The following is a 14,625-nucleotide window of genomic DNA, read 5'->3' on the forward strand; positions in this document are numbered from 1 at the left end:
GTTATAGGCCTTGAAGGAGTCGACATCGATCAACAGCAGCGCGAATTCCCGGTCGGACTGGCTTGCCTCGGCAACGACACCGGCCAGCTTCTGATCGAAGGCGCGGCGGTTGCCGACGCCAAGCAGGGGATCGGTGTTGGCAAGCTGCGCCAGTTGGTTGCTGAGCGTGGTCAGCTCTCCCTCGGTGCTCTTGATCTCGGTGATGTCGGAGACGACCACAAGCGCCAGGCCTGCCTCTGTTGGCCTCGTCCGCAACATCAGCCAGCGGCCGTCGAAAAGCTTGATCTGCTGCTCGCCCGGCGTGCGCAGCGCGCCGACTACATTGTCTATCCACTCCCGTTCGTGACCCTTGGGGATGCCCACCTGCTCACCGGTCACCGTCACGGCTTCGAGGATGTCGCGCAGTCTCGTGCCGGGAACGCGCAGGTCGCCGGTGAGCGGAAAGAAGTCCCGGTATTGCTCGTTGCAGAAGATCAGCATCCCTTCGGCATCGAACATGGCAAGTCCGTCCGACATTTCCGACAGCGCGTAGGAAAGCTGGTTCTTGGCTTCGAGCAATGCCTGTTCGAGCTGCTTCTGCGCCGTGACGTCGCGCGTGACGCCGACGAGGCCGATGATGTTGCCCTCGACATCGCGCACGGGCGTCTTCGAGGTGGAGAACCAACGGAGATTGCCCTTCGCATTGGGGACCTGCTCCTCGAAATCGGCCATCCCCTCGCCCGTTTCCAGCATTCGCTGCTCGAGCTCAAAGAGGGTCTGGGCGCGCGCAGGGTCCGCTATGTCGAAGTCGGTCTTGCCCGTCATCTGGACCGGATGGTCGTAGCCGTGGAAGGCGGCGACGGACTGGTTCACGGCGACGAACTGGCCGCGCGTGTTCTTGACGTAGTAGAAGTCCGGCGCCTGGGCGACCGCGGCGCGCAGCAGATTGCGCTCCTTGGTGACAAGCTGCGTGTGCAGCACGACGAGGCCGGCCACGGCGGTTGCCGCCATATTGAGCGCGATGAGCGGCAGCACGAGGCGCGCGTCGATAACGGGGACGGCCGTCTGCGGCAGGATCGAGATCGGTACCAGCCCGGACAGGCCAACGCAGACCGCAAACACCAGCACTTGCCAGACGCGCGTCTGGCGGCGCCCGATGATGCGGTTGGCAAGAACGCCGGCGGCGAACGCCACCGCAATGCCGACCAGTCCGGCAGTGAGGCCTTGGCCGCCGATGGCGATGCGGTATCCCAGCGGAAAGGCGGCGGCCACCAATGCGCCCGGCAGGCCGGCGAACAGGCCGGCCGTCGCAACCAGCGACGTCCTGAGATCCAGCAGGACGCCCGGCCGAATCTCGACGGTCAACAGCATGGAGGCCAGGGCGCCCCAGCCCATGATGCAGCCGAAGACAAGCAGCCTGAACTTTTGCGAGCGCCCCTCAAGCCAGGGCTGCACGTAGTTCCAGCCGGAAACGAACAGCGCCACCGCAGCCAGATTTGCCGTAAGGTGTTGCCACATGACGCCGACCGACCTCCGATCGGGTCATTAAAAGCACCTGAAAAGTTGTTTCCGGGTTAAGGCCGCCACCCAAGGCGGTTCCCCGGTTGCGCCGCGAACGCGGCTTCCCCTTGGCGAAGCCCCTCCCCCACACGATGGGAAGGAGCAGGGTCAGGGCCTCACTTGCCATGCGCCTTCATGAACTGCCCGAGCAGTTCCACCGGCAGGGGGAACACCACCGTCGACGAACGCTCACCGGCGATGTCGTGCAGGGCCTCGAAATAGCGCAACTGCATGGCCTGCGGCTCGGTTGCCAGCATGCGGCCGGCCTCGACCAGCTTCGCCGCCGCCTGCTGCTCGCCGTCGGCGTTGATCACCTTGGCGCGGCGCAGCCGCTCGGCCTCGGCCTGCTTGGCGATGGCGCGGATCATGCTCTCATTGAGGTCGACATGCTTGATCTCGACATTGGAAACCTTGATGCCCCAGGCATCGGTGCGCTGGTCGAGTATCTCCTGGATGTCGCTGTTGAGCTTGTCGCGCTCGGCCAGCATCTCGTCGAGCTCATGCTTGCCGAGCACCGAGCGCAGCGTGGTCTGCGCCAGCTGGTTGGTGGCGGCCATGAAATCCTCGACCTGGATGATCGCCCGCTCGGCGTCGACGATGCGGAAATAGAGCACGGCGTTGACCTTGACCGAGACATTGTCGCGCGAGATGACATCCTGCGGCGGCACATCCTGCACCACCACGCGCAGGTCGACCCGCACCATCTGCTGGACGAAGGGGACGAGGATGATCAGGCCGGGGCCCTTGACGCCGGTGAAGCGGCCGAGCGTGAAGACCACGCCGCGCTCATATTCCCTGAGGATGCGGATTGCCGCCGCCAGGAAAATGATCGCGGCCACGGCAATGATGAGATAGGCCACGTAACCGACCATCATTTTATTGCTCCGTTGTTGCCTGCATCGCGACGCCGCACCGTCAGCACGAGGTCGCTGACATCGATCACCTCGACACGGTCGCCGGGCTGCATGGGCTCGCCTGCCTTCGCCCGCCAGCGCTCGCCCAAAGCCAGCACATGCCCCTCGCCGCCCTGCCAGTCGAGAATCTCGACGGGAAGGCCGCGCATGGCCTCGCCGCCGACGCGCGGCGGATTCTTGCGCGCCGCCCAGACATAGGTGCCGGTGAGCAAGGCCAGGCCGAGCGTCAGCGCGGCGGCCGGGCCGATCACCGCCCACGACATGGCAAAGCCCGGCCCTTCGACCTTGAGCAGCATGGCGGAGCCCAGCAGGAAGGCGGCGACGCCGCCCAGCCCCAGCACGACGGTTGGGTTGAAGGCCTCGACGATCAGGAAGGCGACGCCGAGCAGCATCAGGGCGAGACCGGTATAGTTGATCGGCAGGAGGTTCAGCGCGTAGAGCCCGAGCACCAGGCAGATGGTGCCGATGACGCCCGGCGCCACGGCGCCGGGGCTGGTGAACTCGAAGACGATGCCGTAAACGCCGACCAGCATCAGGATGACTGCCGTGTTCGGGTCGGTGATGACGGCCAGCAGCCGGATGAACCAGCCAGGCTCCAGCGTCTCGACCGGCAGCCCTTTGGTCGCCAGCACCTCTTTCCTGCCGGCCACCTCGACGGTGCGCCCGTCGGCAAGCTCCAGAAGCTCGGTGGTGTCGCGGGCAACGAAGTCGATGACATGTTCCTGCAGCGCGGCGTTGGCCGACAGGCTCGCCGCCTCGCGCACCGCCTTCTCGCCCCAGTCGCCGTTGCGCCCGCGCATCTCGGCGAGCGAGCGGATGAGCGCCACCGCGTCATTGGTCACCTTGGCCATCATCGCGTCGCCGGCCGGCTGCCCGGTTGCGTCCTTCTGGTCCTTGTCCTTCTCGCCGCCTGGAAGCGACGGCAGGCCGCCGAGCTCGACCGGCGTCGCGGCGCCGAGATTGGTGCCGGGCGCCATCGCCGCGACGTGGGTTGCGTAGAGGATGTAGGTGCCGGCGCTGGCCGCGTGGCCGCCGGAGGGCGCGACATAACCGATGACGGGCACAGGCGAGGCTAGGATGTCGGCGATCATCTCGCGCATCGAGGTGACGAGGCCGCCCGGCGTATCGAGCTGAAGGATGAGGACCGCGGCATCGCGCCTTGCGGCGGTGTCGAGCGCCTCCTCGAGTTGCCTGGTGCTTGCCGGCCCAATGGCGCCGTCGACGGCGATGCTCAACGCAACCTTCCCGCTCCCGGCTGAGGAGAAGGCAGAAACGGCGGCCGCGCCCAAAAGAGCGGCGGCGAAGAAGGCCACTCGCGCGATGCTCACGCTCAACGCTCCATGGCTCAAATATGGGTTGTGTCGCCGCGAAGTCCAATGGGGCGTTGAGGCGCAACGCGCCATCTTGCCTCGCAAGGCCGCTCAAGCGAGATCACAAGGCGGCCAGCCCTACTCGGACGATCCGGCGCCGCGGGAGGCCTGCGCTAGGAATAAAATCGGGAAACAACGCGGCCGGCCCGTGCTTCGCTGCGCACAACCCGGCCGCGTTGCGTCAATAGTCGGAGTCGCTCTCGACCACGACCGGACGGTGATGGTGCCGGTGGCCGATCGAACCCGTGACGATCACGGTGTCGTCGCGGCGGTGGTGGCGGTGACGCCAGGCGCGCTTGCCATTGTCGTAAAAGGCGACCGTGCCGTGGTGGCGGTGGTGAAGACGGTGGCCTTCGTCATTGATGACGACCGCCGGGCGGTGGTGATAGTGATGCCTGTTATGTGTCCTGATGACGACATCGGCCTCGGCCGCGGAGGCGAAGGCGGGCGCTGCGACACAGAGCGCCAGGGCGGCAAGAAGCACTGTTTTCATTGCTCTTTTCCTAATTCCTGAATTCATCCCTTCGCCGGGTAAACCGCCGCCCTCCGCTTTGGTTCCCGCCCGGGTTGCATCCGCAATGGGACCGCGCCAGGCGGAAAAGCACAGCCGGCGGCAGGCTCAGCTTTCGCGCCGACGCCGGAGCGCCATGTAGCGCAGGTAGGTCTTGGCGGCGGCGTCGCAGGCGCGCCGCTCGGGGCCGTTGGCCTCGATCATCGTCTTGGCGAGCCGCGGCGGCAGGCCGTATTTGCTGGCGAAGGCGCCGGCTCGTAGGGTTGGTCGTCTAAATCATCTGTCGGTCTATCAAGGCTCATGTGTGCTCCCCTATCGGCGACGCGCGAAAAATCGGCGCGCGTGCCAATGCGAAGCCCTGGCTTTGGTTGCGGCGCTCGGTCCTCTTCGCACGCCCGTCCGACCTCAGTCCGACATCGCTTTGCGACCGTCGCCGGATTGGGGAACGAAAGCTTCCCAGCCTCGTTTGCCGGCGGGGAATTCGCGGCAGGGCGCCCGCCAAGAGGAGCAATGAACATGGACGACGATCGCAACAGTGTTCTGGAGGCGCGCTGGCTTCTGGCGGTGCCGGCATCGGTGCTGCTCACCGTGCTGGTAGCCGGCATGCTGCTCGGATAGTCGGACGATGAACCGCCTGCTCTTCCGCATCGCCGATTTCCTGTCGCGCCCGCCCGGCTTCTACGCGATGCTTGCCGCCATGGCCGCCTGCACGCTGCTGGTGCCGCTCGGGCTTACAGGCGTGGTGACCTATGCCCTGTCCGTGGCGGCCATCATCATCACCGGGGTGGTCCTCATCCAGGGCTACCGGGACACCGCCGCCATCCACGCCAAGCTCGACGAGATCGTCATTGCGCTGAAGCAGACGCGCAACGACGTGGTCGGGCTCGAACATGCCGAGCCGCATGAGATCAAATCCAAGCTGATGGCACTGGAGATCGAAGCCGGGCGCCTGGCGGCGTCAGAGGCGTTAAACGGCGCGAGAGATGAGGCCGGCGCCGCAGTGGGTGGGGGTTCGTTGGGGTAGCTGAGGCACCGGCCGAAGGCGGAATGGGCACCGCCGCCAGGCAAAGATAGGCCTCTCAGGCGGCGGCGAAATTACGCGATCGCGGAAGCCTCCGGGAAGCCGTCCCGGCGCAGCGTTGTCACGCGGGCCGATCGGAACAAAATGCCGGGCATCGCCGTTTTTGGGGATGGTTATGTTCGCCCCGCTCGACATGCACGGCGAGAAGCGCGCCGATCTCCACCGGGCCGCAAGGCTGTCGATGCTGCATGAGCGCGTGGTGAAGCGCTTCGACAGGGTCGACCATTCAGCCGATGCCGTCGAGACCGCCGCAGCCGCATTCGTCGAGATCACGCATCGGCCGGCCGTCTTCGTTGCGCCATTCCGGCCAAACAGGAGACCTGAAACTGCGGCCGGCTGGACGCTCGGGCTGTAACTTCCCGAGGGGCCGCATGAAGTGATCAGTGAGGCCGCGCGTTGCGTACCCTGATCATATCGCGCCTTCTCAACTCGGCATATACCGCCTCGCGGTCCCCACGGTATCGCCCCAGCAATCTCATCGCCTCGTCGCGCTCCACACGCCCGAGTTTCATCATAAAGCGAAGTTCACGCTCAGGAATCAGAGGCTGAGCTTCCCGCCGCTGCCACCATGTTTCATGCATCGCTTCGACCTCCCCGCCACGCCCACTCGACAGTCCGCGGAAGCGCTGCCCCGCCCTGCCCGTGTAGACGTTATAGACCATCCATGCGTTGGCCTGAGTGAGACTGCGCACACTTCTCAGCTCTGACATTTGCATTTGTTAACGGAGTCTCCCTTTCCTTCCCGCCGGGCATCGCCTCGCGTCCGCATCCTTGTGTCACAGCGCAGACTGGGCTCCGGAAATCAGGCGCTGCAGCGCTCCCTCCGACCGCTGGCAACCGCAATTGCAACCGCGACGACGACCAACCCCGCAGCCACCGCAAAGGTCATCGCCATTCCGCGCGCGACGGCCGCCGGGGCCGCCGCCGCGATATCGCTCGTCCCCACGGCGAAGGCGAACACCGCGCCCATCACCGCCGTGCCGGTGACGAGGCCGAGATTGCGCGAGAGGCTGAGCATGCCCGACACCACGCCGCGCTCGCTTCTGTCGACATCGGCCATGACGGCGGTATTGTTGGCGGCCTGGAACAGCTGGTAGCCCGGCGTGAGCACGGCGATCGCCGCCGCGTAGCCGGCAACGCCGAAGAGGCCCGGGAGCGCTGTGAGCGCGGCGCAGCCGGCGACCATCAGCGCCAGGCCGGCGACGACCATCGCGGCCGCCCCCAGCCGATCGACGATACGCCCGGCAATGACGCCGCAGACCGCCGAGACCACGGGGCCGATCGACAGCACGGCTCCGGTCGCCGCTTCGCTCAGGCCCAGCGCGCGCGACAGGAAGAACGGGCCGACGACCAGGGTGGCCATCATCACTGTCGAGACCAGCGCGTTCATGGCGAGGCTCGGCGCCAGCACCCTGTCGCGCAGCAGCGCGAGCTTGACCAGGGGCGACGCCACCTTGGCCTCGGCGACGGCGAACAGCGCCGCGCCGGCCGCGGCCGCGCCGAGCAGCGCCGCGTTGAGGCCGCCGAAATGGCCGCGCCCGCTGGTCATCGCCAGCGCATAGGCGCTGAGCGTGGCAGCGAGCAGCAGCGTGCCCGGCACATCGAAGCGGGCCTTCGCGCCCGCCGCCTGGCGCGGGATACTCGCCGCTCGAAGGAAGCGCCAGGCGGCGAGCAGCGCGGCGCCGCCCAGCGCGGCATTGACGAGGAAGATCGAGCGCCAGCCGAGAGCGGCGATCAGCACGCCGCCGAGCGATGGGCCGAGCGCCGTGCCGATCGCCGACATGGTGCCGAGCAGGCCCATGGCGCTGCCGGTGCGCTCTTTCGGCACCGTCTCGCCGACGATGGCTATCGTCAGCGCCATCATCACTGCCGCGCCCAGCCCCTGCACGGCGCGCGCGGCGATCAGCAGCGCCAGCGACGGGGCAAGCGCGGCGGCAAACGAGGCGGCGCTGAACAGCGCCAGGCCGGCGATCAGCAGCAGCCGGCGGCCGACGAGATCGCCGAGGCGCCCGACGCTGACGATCAGCGCGGTGATGGCGAGCAGATAGGCAAGCACCACCCATTGCACCGCCGGAAAGGACGCGGCGAAGACCACGCTCAGCGTCGGCAGCGCGACATTGGCGATGCTGGTGGCGAGCGACGAGACGAGCATGGCCAGAGACAGGCTGGCCAGCGCACCCGCCGTCGAACGGCTAACGGGCGCAGCGCGGGTCTCGGCAATATCGGCCATGATGTCTTCTCCGTCGGGTGAAATGCGCCGGGAAGATAGGCGTCCAGCGGATATGGCGGAACGCGCAGCATTTGCACTTGATCAGTGCACGAAACGCCATGTCACCGAGCAACAACCATGCTATGGTTGCGCCTATGTCGCGACCCGATCTCAACCTGCTCGTCACGCTGGATGTGCTGCTTGCCGAAGGCAGCGTCGCCAGGGCCGCGCGGCGGCTGAAGCTCAGCCCCTCGGCGATGAGCCGGGCGCTGGCGAGGCTGCGCGAGGCGACCGGCGATCCGCTTCTGGTGCGCGCCGGGCGAGGCCTGGTGCCGACGCCGCGCGCCGCGGAGCTCGGCGCGGAAGTCGGCCGGCTGGTCAAGGAGGCGGAAGCGATGCTGCGGCCCGCCGAGCGGCTCGACCTCGCGCGGCTCAACCGCAGCTTCACGCTGCGCAACAGCGACGGCTTCGTCGAGAATTTCGGCCCGGCGCTGCTGGCCCGCGCGTCGCGGGAAGCGCCGGGCGTGCAATTGCGCTTCGTGCCCAAGCCCGACAAGGACAGCGGCCCGATGCGCGAGGGCGAGGTCGATCTGGAGACCGGCGTGATCGGCACCACGACCGGGCCGGAGGTGCGCTCGCGGGCGCTGTTCCGCGACCGCTTCGTCGGCGTCGCGCGGGCCGGCCATGAGTTAAGCGAAGGCCGCGTCACCGCCGCCCGCTTCGCGGCCGGACGCCACATATTGATCTCGCGGCGCGGGCTCGATCGCGGCCCGGTAGACGACGCGCTGGAACTCGCCGGGCTGACGCGGACGATCGCGACCGTGGTCGGCGGCTTCGCCGAGGCGCTGGCGCTGGCGCGGGGCTCGGACCTCATCGCCACGGTGCCGGAGCGCTATACGGGCACGCTGCGCGAGGGCCTGTTCACCTTTTCACTGCCGGTCAAACTTGCCCCGCTGACGATCTCGTTGTTGTGGCATCCGAGGCTCGATGCCGATCCGGCGCATCGGTGGCTGCGGGGGCTGGTGAAGGAGGTGTGCGGCGGGGCGCGTAATCCCGGCCCTTGAAAGGGATTGACGCGGCGAGGGAACCAACGATGCGCCGCGGGAGGCACTTCGTTAACGTTAGCCTTAACTAACGTATACTGCGCGCAAGAAAAACCGTGCCGTTCATGGAACCCACGGCATGGTCAGCGCGTTGCCGGGCGCTTTTGCAACAGCCGGAGGCTCGCTTGGGCGAATTCAGGAAGTTCGCGTGCCCCCGGTGCCTGGGCGCCGGCAAGGTGTTCGAGTGTGAAAAGCAGGTGGCGTCGAAAAGCTCATGCTGTCCCTCGGGCACGTTGCGCGACAATTGCCCCGGACAACGGGTTTCCTGCCAGGCCTGCAACGGAACCGGCCTGCGCGGCTACGGCGCACCTCCTCTTTTGCAGGACTGAGCGGCGAGAGGTGGATCACGGCCGGTGCGGCTCAGGCCCGCGACCTTCGAATTCAAAGCGATCGGACAGAGAATAGTCGATCCGTTTGCCGGAATTGCTTTAGGCGCTGGCGCCGCCCATCAGCGCGGCGACCAGGGTCGCCAGGAAGACAAGCAGCCCCAACGCGACCCGGTCCAGCCACCCGCGCCGTCTGGCAAGGATCTCGAACAACCGATTGGCCATCGCAACTTCCCCCTTCGCTTGCGCCATACTCTACCATGCATTTCATGAGAACATCATGAAATGGCTCACAGAGCCTCCGATGCCGCTTCAAGGGAAAATCGGCCGCTGCCGGTCGCCCGATGCCGCGCTGCGAAATGCACCCAAAAAAAGTCGGGATCGAAGGGACAGTCGGTCTGGCGAAAAATCAGCTTATTCAAGCGGATACGCATATATGTGCGGCGCGGTATGCTGGACATCGGAAATGCCCGGAATTCCGCCATTTCATGGCTCTTCGCCGTGGCCCCAGCATGACTGCCAAGCGTGCTTCGAGCGCGAAAAAGGCGGCTAAAAAGGCGCTTCTTGAGCCCTCGGCGACGGCGTTGACAGGGCACCGCGCCAATGGCACTCCGCAAGCACTGGTCACGCCATGACCGTTGCTGTTGGGGACGGACGGGGTTTCAGCAGCTTGGCGGCGGCGCCGGACGGGCGGGCACATGCAGTGTACCGCCCGCTCCTGGCCGGTCCCGGATTCCAGTTCTGCCGCTGCTTGCAACGTAACCGATCGCGCTTGCGCGCGCGGGAATGACACGGGACAATTAGCCGGCGTGCTGCAGCCAATGGCGGTCGAACACGTTGACGATGGCGCGGAACTCGGACGGCGGGATCTGGTTGACGCCGCCATCGCCGTCGGCGCTGAGGAAATGGCCGAGCTGGCGATCGACCGCTTCCGGGTGCTCCATGACGATGCCGAGACTTGCCAGGTCGGCGGCGATCGAGATGCCGGGCGGCAGGGGGCCCCATTGTTCGGCGGCGGGCGCATCGCGCAGGCGCACCAACAGGATCCTGGTGAGCGAGGGCTGCGCTTCCGGGGCGAAGATGGCGGTGCCGACCATATAGCCGCCGAGCACGCTCACCGGCTGCGTATGCGGGAACAGGCAAAGGAAGGACTGCGCCTCGCCGCCCACCTCCTTCAGATGCAGATAGAGGCTGCGCTTTGCCGGCGTGACCGGCCCGGAGAACTGCAACTGCCCGGTCGGCGATGTCTCGCGATATATGGCGTTGAAGGCATGCGCACCGGGCCCCGCCTCGATCGCCAGGCGGCCCCTGATGAGCTGGCCGCGATAATAGGGCGACCAGGCGTGAGAGTACCAGGCATAGGTCCCGGCGAGCGCCAGTCCGATGCCTTTGTCGTCATGTCCGGGCGAGGCAGCGGACTGAGCGCGAGCGCGGCGTTCGAGCTCCGCCGCGTCAATACCGTGGCGGGCGGCGATTGCGGCCGCGAAGCTCGGCAGATCGCTCTCGGCGATCCAGGCGCCGGGCTGCTCGAGGCGCAGCACTTTCGCCCAATCGTCGTAGACGCTTTGCTCGCGCGGCTGAGCCCGGCCCTGCAGCCATTTGTCGGCGCGGCCGAGATCGAATGCCGTCCTGGCGTTGACGGAACGGAACGCCGCCGCGAGATCCTTGCGGGTGACGGTGCCGAGCAGGGCCGATGTCAGCCGCAGCTTCTGCGCGATATGTTGTGCCATCGAAGCGCCCCCTCGGACCCCATGCCCTTCCGAGAATCATGCCTGGCCGCGGCCGCCCCCGGGCACGGCGTCGACTCGTGATGATACGCATGGTCGCGACGCTGCGCGCCGGACTTTCGTCCTGCGCCCGATGTCCGCATCCCAACCTTCCACAGGCCTATACCGCGGAAATTCCGCAGAATTCCACGCCCTTCCACATGGCCGCCCTTTGCCCCCGGGCAGCCGGCGCTAAGCTCGCTGCGGGCAAGGGGCAGACCGTCATGAAAAACGCGCTGAATGTGGGCTTGAGCACGTCATCCCCTTCCTTCGCAGAGCTGTGACACGCTCGATTTCGAGCGACGCCGAATCCCGGCCAAAGCCGGCGACGAGCAAACCGTATTGCCACCTCATCCGGAAGGAATGTTCAGATGACTTCGACCACTTCTTCGACACTCACCTTCATCTTGTTTGTTTCAGGATGCATAGCGCTGGCGCTGCTGTTCATCAACGCGCCGCAGGGGGAATTCCAGTCGAAATACGTCAAGGCAACGCCCGCCACGCAAGGAGCGTCGCCCACCCGCATCGACATCGACAACGACGCGCATGCGATACGCTTCTATGTCGACGGCAAGCAGGTCGCGCTGCTCGACGCATCTGGCTTCAAGCCATGAGGAGGCCGCAGAGCCAGGAACGGAAACCGGCCATGAAGATCGTCCTATCCGCGCTGACGGCGCTTCTCCTTTCGGTCGCGCTGACGCAAGGGGCCGGGGCCAAGACGAAAATCGTGGTGACCGAAAAAAAGGCCGCCACGACTGGCAAGCATCGGCCGCCGCTCGATCAGACGGCAACCGGCGGCATCGTGCCTTTGGCGGGCCAGACGCCGGAGACCGGGGATCCGGGCCAGGCCTATCCGCAGCCGCTGGACCTGCATTTCTAGGCCAATTGCGGGAAATGCGCGGGCGAACGACCCGGCCAACAGCCACCCAGCCATCCTGAGGGCTGGGGGCTTAGCGCCGCTGGCACGGCAGTGCCTGCCTCCTACGCGGACTTCAGGGGCTGCGGTCCGCGGGGAAAAGCGCGCGGCTTGACCAGGCCATTGCCGGCGCGATAGGCGGGCGCAGGCCATCCAATTGATGAAAGACCGCCATGACCGACCCTATCGTGAAAGACAGCAACGGCACGCCGCTGAAGGATGGCGACTCCGTGACGCTGAGCAAGGACCTCAAGGTCAAGGGCACGTCCGAGACGATCAAGCGCGGCACGCTGGTGAAGAACATCCGCCTCAACGGCAATCCCGGCGAGATCGAATGCAACACCAAGCAGGTCAAGGGCCTGGTGCTGAAGACGGAGTTCCTGAAAAAGGCGTGATTGCGGGATCCCATCTCCCCTTATGTTGCACTGCGTTAGATTTGTTGCATTGCGATAGCGGCGCATAGGGCCGAGGCTTTGCCTCAGGCGGGATACGAACGAGCATTAACGAGGTTCGTATTCGTGTCAGCATCGGCGCAGGATTTCCGACCCGATATCGAAGGGTTGCGGGCGGTGGCCGTGGCGGGCGTCGTGGCCTGCCATTTCGGCCTGGCGGCGCTGCCGGGCGGCTTTGCCGGGGTCGACATCTTCTTCGTCATCTCGGGCTTGGTCTCCTTCATCCTCTGGGCCTGGCCGACGAACGTTTCGCAGCCCTGGGCCTTCTACTTCTCGCCGCTGCGCGCTTGGGAATTTGCCGCCGGCGGCCTCGCATCGATGGCGCCGGCGCGGCTTTTGCAGGCGCGTCCGCTGCTGGGGCGGGCGTTGAGCCTGGCCGGCCTGACGATGATCGGGACCGCTTATCTCACCTTCAGCGAGGACGCTCCCTTCCCCGGCTTTCTGGCGCTTCTGCCTGTCGCCGGCGCGGTCCTTCTGCTCAAGGCGGGAGCGGCCGGCGCCAGGGACGGCTACTCACCCGATTCCGAGCGGAATTGGGTGAATGCCGCCCTGGCGCTGCCGCCTTTGCAATGGAGCGGCAGGCTCTCCTATTCGATCCATCTGTGGCATTGGCCGGTCATCGTCTATGCCGGCATGCTGGCGCCGGAGCTGACGCCCATCGAACGGCTTCATTGCCTCGCGCTGACGCTGGCGCTGTCCGCCCTTACCTGCCACCTCATCGAGAACCCGATCCGTCGCAACGGCTGGCTGATGGCCAATGCGGCGCGGGCGCCGGTGCCGGTCCTCCTCCTGACCGGCACCGGCGTCGCAGCCGCCCACGGCAATGCCAGGCTTGCCGTGCGCGACCTCGATCCGTAGCAGCGCATCATCGCCGCCAGCGCGGCCGAGCCATCATGGCGGGACGCGGCGGCGACACGGCCAACGACGCCATACGGTTGAGCGCGACATCGTCGACAGCATCCCCAACGCTGCTTACGTCGACCTCACCGACTTTGCGACGCCTTCCTCGACGGCAAGCTCGCCTTCCGCGACCAGCACCATATGGCCACGCCCTTCGCGGAATCGCTGGAGCCGGAGGTGGAGAAAAGGGTGATGTCGAAGGTGGGAAGATAGGGCGACGACGCCCACCCGTTCGTCATCCTAGGGCGGAGCAAGGAGCGAAGCGACGCGCGCAGACCCTAGGATCCATGCCGTGACGCTAAGGCTTTGCAACGGGTACAGAATTCTGCACCGCCGCGCTTCGCGGCGAAGGTCACGGCATGGATCCTCGGGTCAAGCCCGAGGATGACGACCGGAGGGGCGTCGGCGCCTCAATGCGCCCCCCTCTGGCCTGCGGCCATCTCCCCCACGAGGGGGAGATTAGCAGCTTCGGCGCCGCGCCTCAGCCCACCACAACCACGAAATGCTTGGTCACCGGCTCGAGGATCTTCCAGGTGCCCTTGAAATCCGCCTCGACGACGAAGGCGTCGCCGGGGCCGACCTCGACCGGCTCGCCGCCGTCGGGCGTGATGATGATGCGGCCGGCGATCATGTGGACGAATTCATAGTCGGTGTAGGTGGCATGATAGGTGCCGGGCGAGGCGCGCCAGGTGCCGGACATCACCTTGCCGTCCTCGGTGGTGTGCTGCACGGCGGTTTGCATCGTGGGGGAACCCTCGACCGCGATCCAGCCCGGCAGGTCGCCGCCATCGGCATGCTCGACGGCGCCGAATTTGAGAATGGTGGGTCTGGTCATCGAATGCTCCTCGGTTCGCCGGAATTGGCTGGCGACGGCATAGCCGATGGCGGCATGGGTTGCACGCGGCGATACGACAGCGGAAGGCGATGTGGCGACGGATGCCTAACGGTCCGCAGCTGAGGATCAGCGGGGTTCAGCTCGGCCGAGTTGCATCCAGAATCAAAAACCCGCCGGATGGCGGGCTTTTCGGTTTCCGGCCAGATCAGGTCGGAATGGAAGATGGCGGCGTTGCGGTGACAACGCTCAGCTTTTCACGCTTCGCCAGAACAGGCTTCTCATAGGTCTTCTTCAAGGCACCCCCCTTTCAAGGCTTCGTAGGTCCGCATGTGCAACTTTAAAGCTGGCGCGGCCTATAAGCTGTAGCACATTAGCAACACTTAACAGACGTTCCGCAGGGATTACGGCGTTAAGCATCACTGTCCCGTTTCGGGACTGGCACTCGTCTTGCTATGAAGAGATTGCCGGTGTCCTCCCGCCGGTCCTGATCGAGGGATCAGGTTTAAATCTCGCCGGGCCTGTGGGTTTGGGCATCAGGGTTAGGTCCGGCGAGTTTTTCTTTTCCCCACCGTTATGCCGACACCACGCGACTGGCGGGCGCTCCGCCTTCACTCCGCGGCCTGCAGCTGCTTGCGGCGCGCCGGCTGTCTGCGCCGGTGGCCGGCCTTCAGCGTGACGGCCGTCTTTCTGGAAAGCGCTCCGG

The 14,625-nt window shown here is 66.2% G+C and carries 18 protein-coding genes; 8 read left to right on the forward strand and 10 right to left on the reverse strand.

The genetic code is table 11. The features are described 5' to 3' along the window. The 4 genes from EOA24_RS09610 to EOA24_RS09625 form a co-directional block, all read right to left on the reverse strand. On the reverse strand, positions 1-1,497 hold a 1,497-nt coding region (locus EOA24_RS09610; RefSeq protein WP_127409767.1), incomplete at its 3' end, for a PAS domain-containing protein. A 158-nt stretch (positions 1,498-1,655) separates the two neighbouring features. Next, positions 1,656-2,414 (reverse strand): slipin family protein, encoded by a 759-nt coding sequence (locus EOA24_RS09615; protein WP_126083362.1) that lies wholly within the window; start codon positions 2,412-2,414, stop codon positions 1,656-1,658. Beyond that, positions 2,411-3,781: a nodulation protein NfeD gene (locus EOA24_RS09620; RefSeq protein ID WP_126083363.1), complete on the reverse strand. Its 1,371-nt coding sequence runs from the start codon at positions 3,779-3,781 to the stop codon at positions 2,411-2,413. Before EOA24_RS09620 ends, EOA24_RS09615 begins: the two co-directional genes overlap by 4 nt. Positions 3,782-4,004: 223 nt before the next feature. Beyond that, positions 4,005-4,316, reverse strand: coding sequence for a hypothetical protein (locus tag EOA24_RS09625; RefSeq protein ID WP_126083364.1), 312 nt, complete (start codon positions 4,314-4,316; stop codon positions 4,005-4,007). 643 nt (positions 4,317-4,959) lie between these two features. Here EOA24_RS09625 and EOA24_RS09635 point away from each other — a divergent pair. Both EOA24_RS09635 and EOA24_RS09640 read left to right on the forward strand, forming a co-directional pair. Further along, positions 4,960-5,358 carry a low affinity iron permease family protein gene (locus EOA24_RS09635; RefSeq protein ID WP_126083366.1) on the forward strand — a complete coding sequence of 133 codons (399 nt, stop codon included), beginning with the start codon at positions 4,960-4,962 and terminating at the stop codon, positions 5,356-5,358. A 172-nt stretch (positions 5,359-5,530) separates the two neighbouring features. Then, the gene (locus tag EOA24_RS09640; RefSeq protein WP_126083367.1) at positions 5,531-5,770 is read left to right on the forward strand and encodes a hypothetical protein; all 240 of its coding nucleotides are present in this window, start codon (positions 5,531-5,533) and stop codon (positions 5,768-5,770) included. A gap of 447 nt (positions 5,771-6,217) precedes the next feature. Here EOA24_RS09640 and EOA24_RS09645 read toward each other — a convergent pair whose 3' ends face one another. Further along, entirely contained in the window at positions 6,218-7,645 is a 1,428-nt protein-coding gene (locus EOA24_RS09645; RefSeq protein WP_126083368.1) for an MFS transporter, read from the reverse strand. Between the two features lie 134 nt (positions 7,646-7,779). On the opposite strand from EOA24_RS09645, the gene EOA24_RS09650 reads away from it, so the two are divergent. Beyond that, entirely contained in the window at positions 7,780-8,688 is a 909-nt protein-coding gene (locus tag EOA24_RS09650; RefSeq protein ID WP_126083369.1) for a LysR family transcriptional regulator, read from the forward strand. A gap of 467 nt (positions 8,689-9,155) precedes the next feature. Here the strand turns inward: EOA24_RS09650 and EOA24_RS43850 are convergent, their stop codons facing one another. The 3 genes from EOA24_RS43850 to EOA24_RS09660 all read right to left on the reverse strand — a co-directional run bounded on the left by EOA24_RS43850 (position 9,156) and on the right by EOA24_RS09660 (position 10,783). Then, positions 9,156-9,278 (reverse strand): hypothetical protein, encoded by a 123-nt coding sequence (locus tag EOA24_RS43850; RefSeq protein ID WP_281058744.1) that lies wholly within the window; start codon positions 9,276-9,278, stop codon positions 9,156-9,158. Positions 9,279-9,343: 65 nt separating this feature from the next. Continuing rightward, the gene (locus EOA24_RS09655) at positions 9,344-9,538 is read right to left on the reverse strand and encodes a hypothetical protein (protein ID WP_126083370.1); all 195 of its coding nucleotides are present in this window, start codon (positions 9,536-9,538) and stop codon (positions 9,344-9,346) included. Between the two features lie 315 nt (positions 9,539-9,853). Next, on the reverse strand, positions 9,854-10,783 hold the full coding sequence (locus tag EOA24_RS09660) for a hypothetical protein (protein ID WP_126083371.1): 930 nt from the start codon (positions 10,781-10,783) through the stop codon (positions 9,854-9,856). An 89-nt stretch (positions 10,784-10,872) separates the two neighbouring features. Between EOA24_RS09660 and EOA24_RS09665 the strand changes: the two genes are divergently transcribed. The 5 genes from EOA24_RS09665 (at position 10,873) to EOA24_RS09685 (ending at position 13,045) form a co-directional block, all read left to right on the forward strand. Then, entirely contained in the window at positions 10,873-11,103 is a 231-nt protein-coding gene (locus EOA24_RS09665; protein WP_126083372.1) for a hypothetical protein, read from the forward strand. Between the two features lie 87 nt (positions 11,104-11,190). Next, positions 11,191-11,433, forward strand: coding sequence for a hypothetical protein (locus EOA24_RS09670; RefSeq protein ID WP_108702863.1), 243 nt, complete (start codon positions 11,191-11,193; stop codon positions 11,431-11,433). Positions 11,434-11,465: 32 nt separating this feature from the next. Then, complete coding sequence (locus EOA24_RS09675) at positions 11,466-11,699, forward strand: hypothetical protein (protein WP_127252655.1); 234 nt, start codon at positions 11,466-11,468, stop codon at positions 11,697-11,699. 209 nt (positions 11,700-11,908) lie between these two features. Then, positions 11,909-12,130, forward strand: a complete 222-nt coding sequence (locus tag EOA24_RS09680) for an alkylphosphonate utilization protein (protein ID WP_126083373.1) — start codon at positions 11,909-11,911, stop codon at positions 12,128-12,130. Positions 12,131-12,253: 123 nt separating this feature from the next. Further along, a complete protein-coding gene (locus tag EOA24_RS09685) occupies positions 12,254-13,045 on the forward strand; it encodes an acyltransferase (RefSeq protein WP_126083374.1) in 792 nt (263 codons plus the stop codon). Between the two features lie 523 nt (positions 13,046-13,568). On the opposite strand, the gene EOA24_RS09690 is transcribed toward EOA24_RS09685, so the two are convergent. Further along, on the reverse strand, positions 13,569-13,922 hold the full coding sequence (locus EOA24_RS09690; protein WP_126083375.1) for a cupin domain-containing protein: 354 nt from the start codon (positions 13,920-13,922) through the stop codon (positions 13,569-13,571). A 205-nt stretch (positions 13,923-14,127) separates the two neighbouring features. Beyond that, positions 14,128-14,217, reverse strand: a complete 90-nt coding sequence (locus tag EOA24_RS41525) for a putative RiPP precursor (protein WP_189343172.1) — start codon at positions 14,215-14,217, stop codon at positions 14,128-14,130. Positions 14,218-14,625 lie beyond the last annotated feature (408 nt).

Origin of the sequence: Mesorhizobium sp. M2A.F.Ca.ET.039.01.1.1 (assembly GCF_003998035.1) — a bacterium.
Classification (GTDB): Bacteria; Pseudomonadota; Alphaproteobacteria; order Rhizobiales; family Rhizobiaceae; genus Mesorhizobium.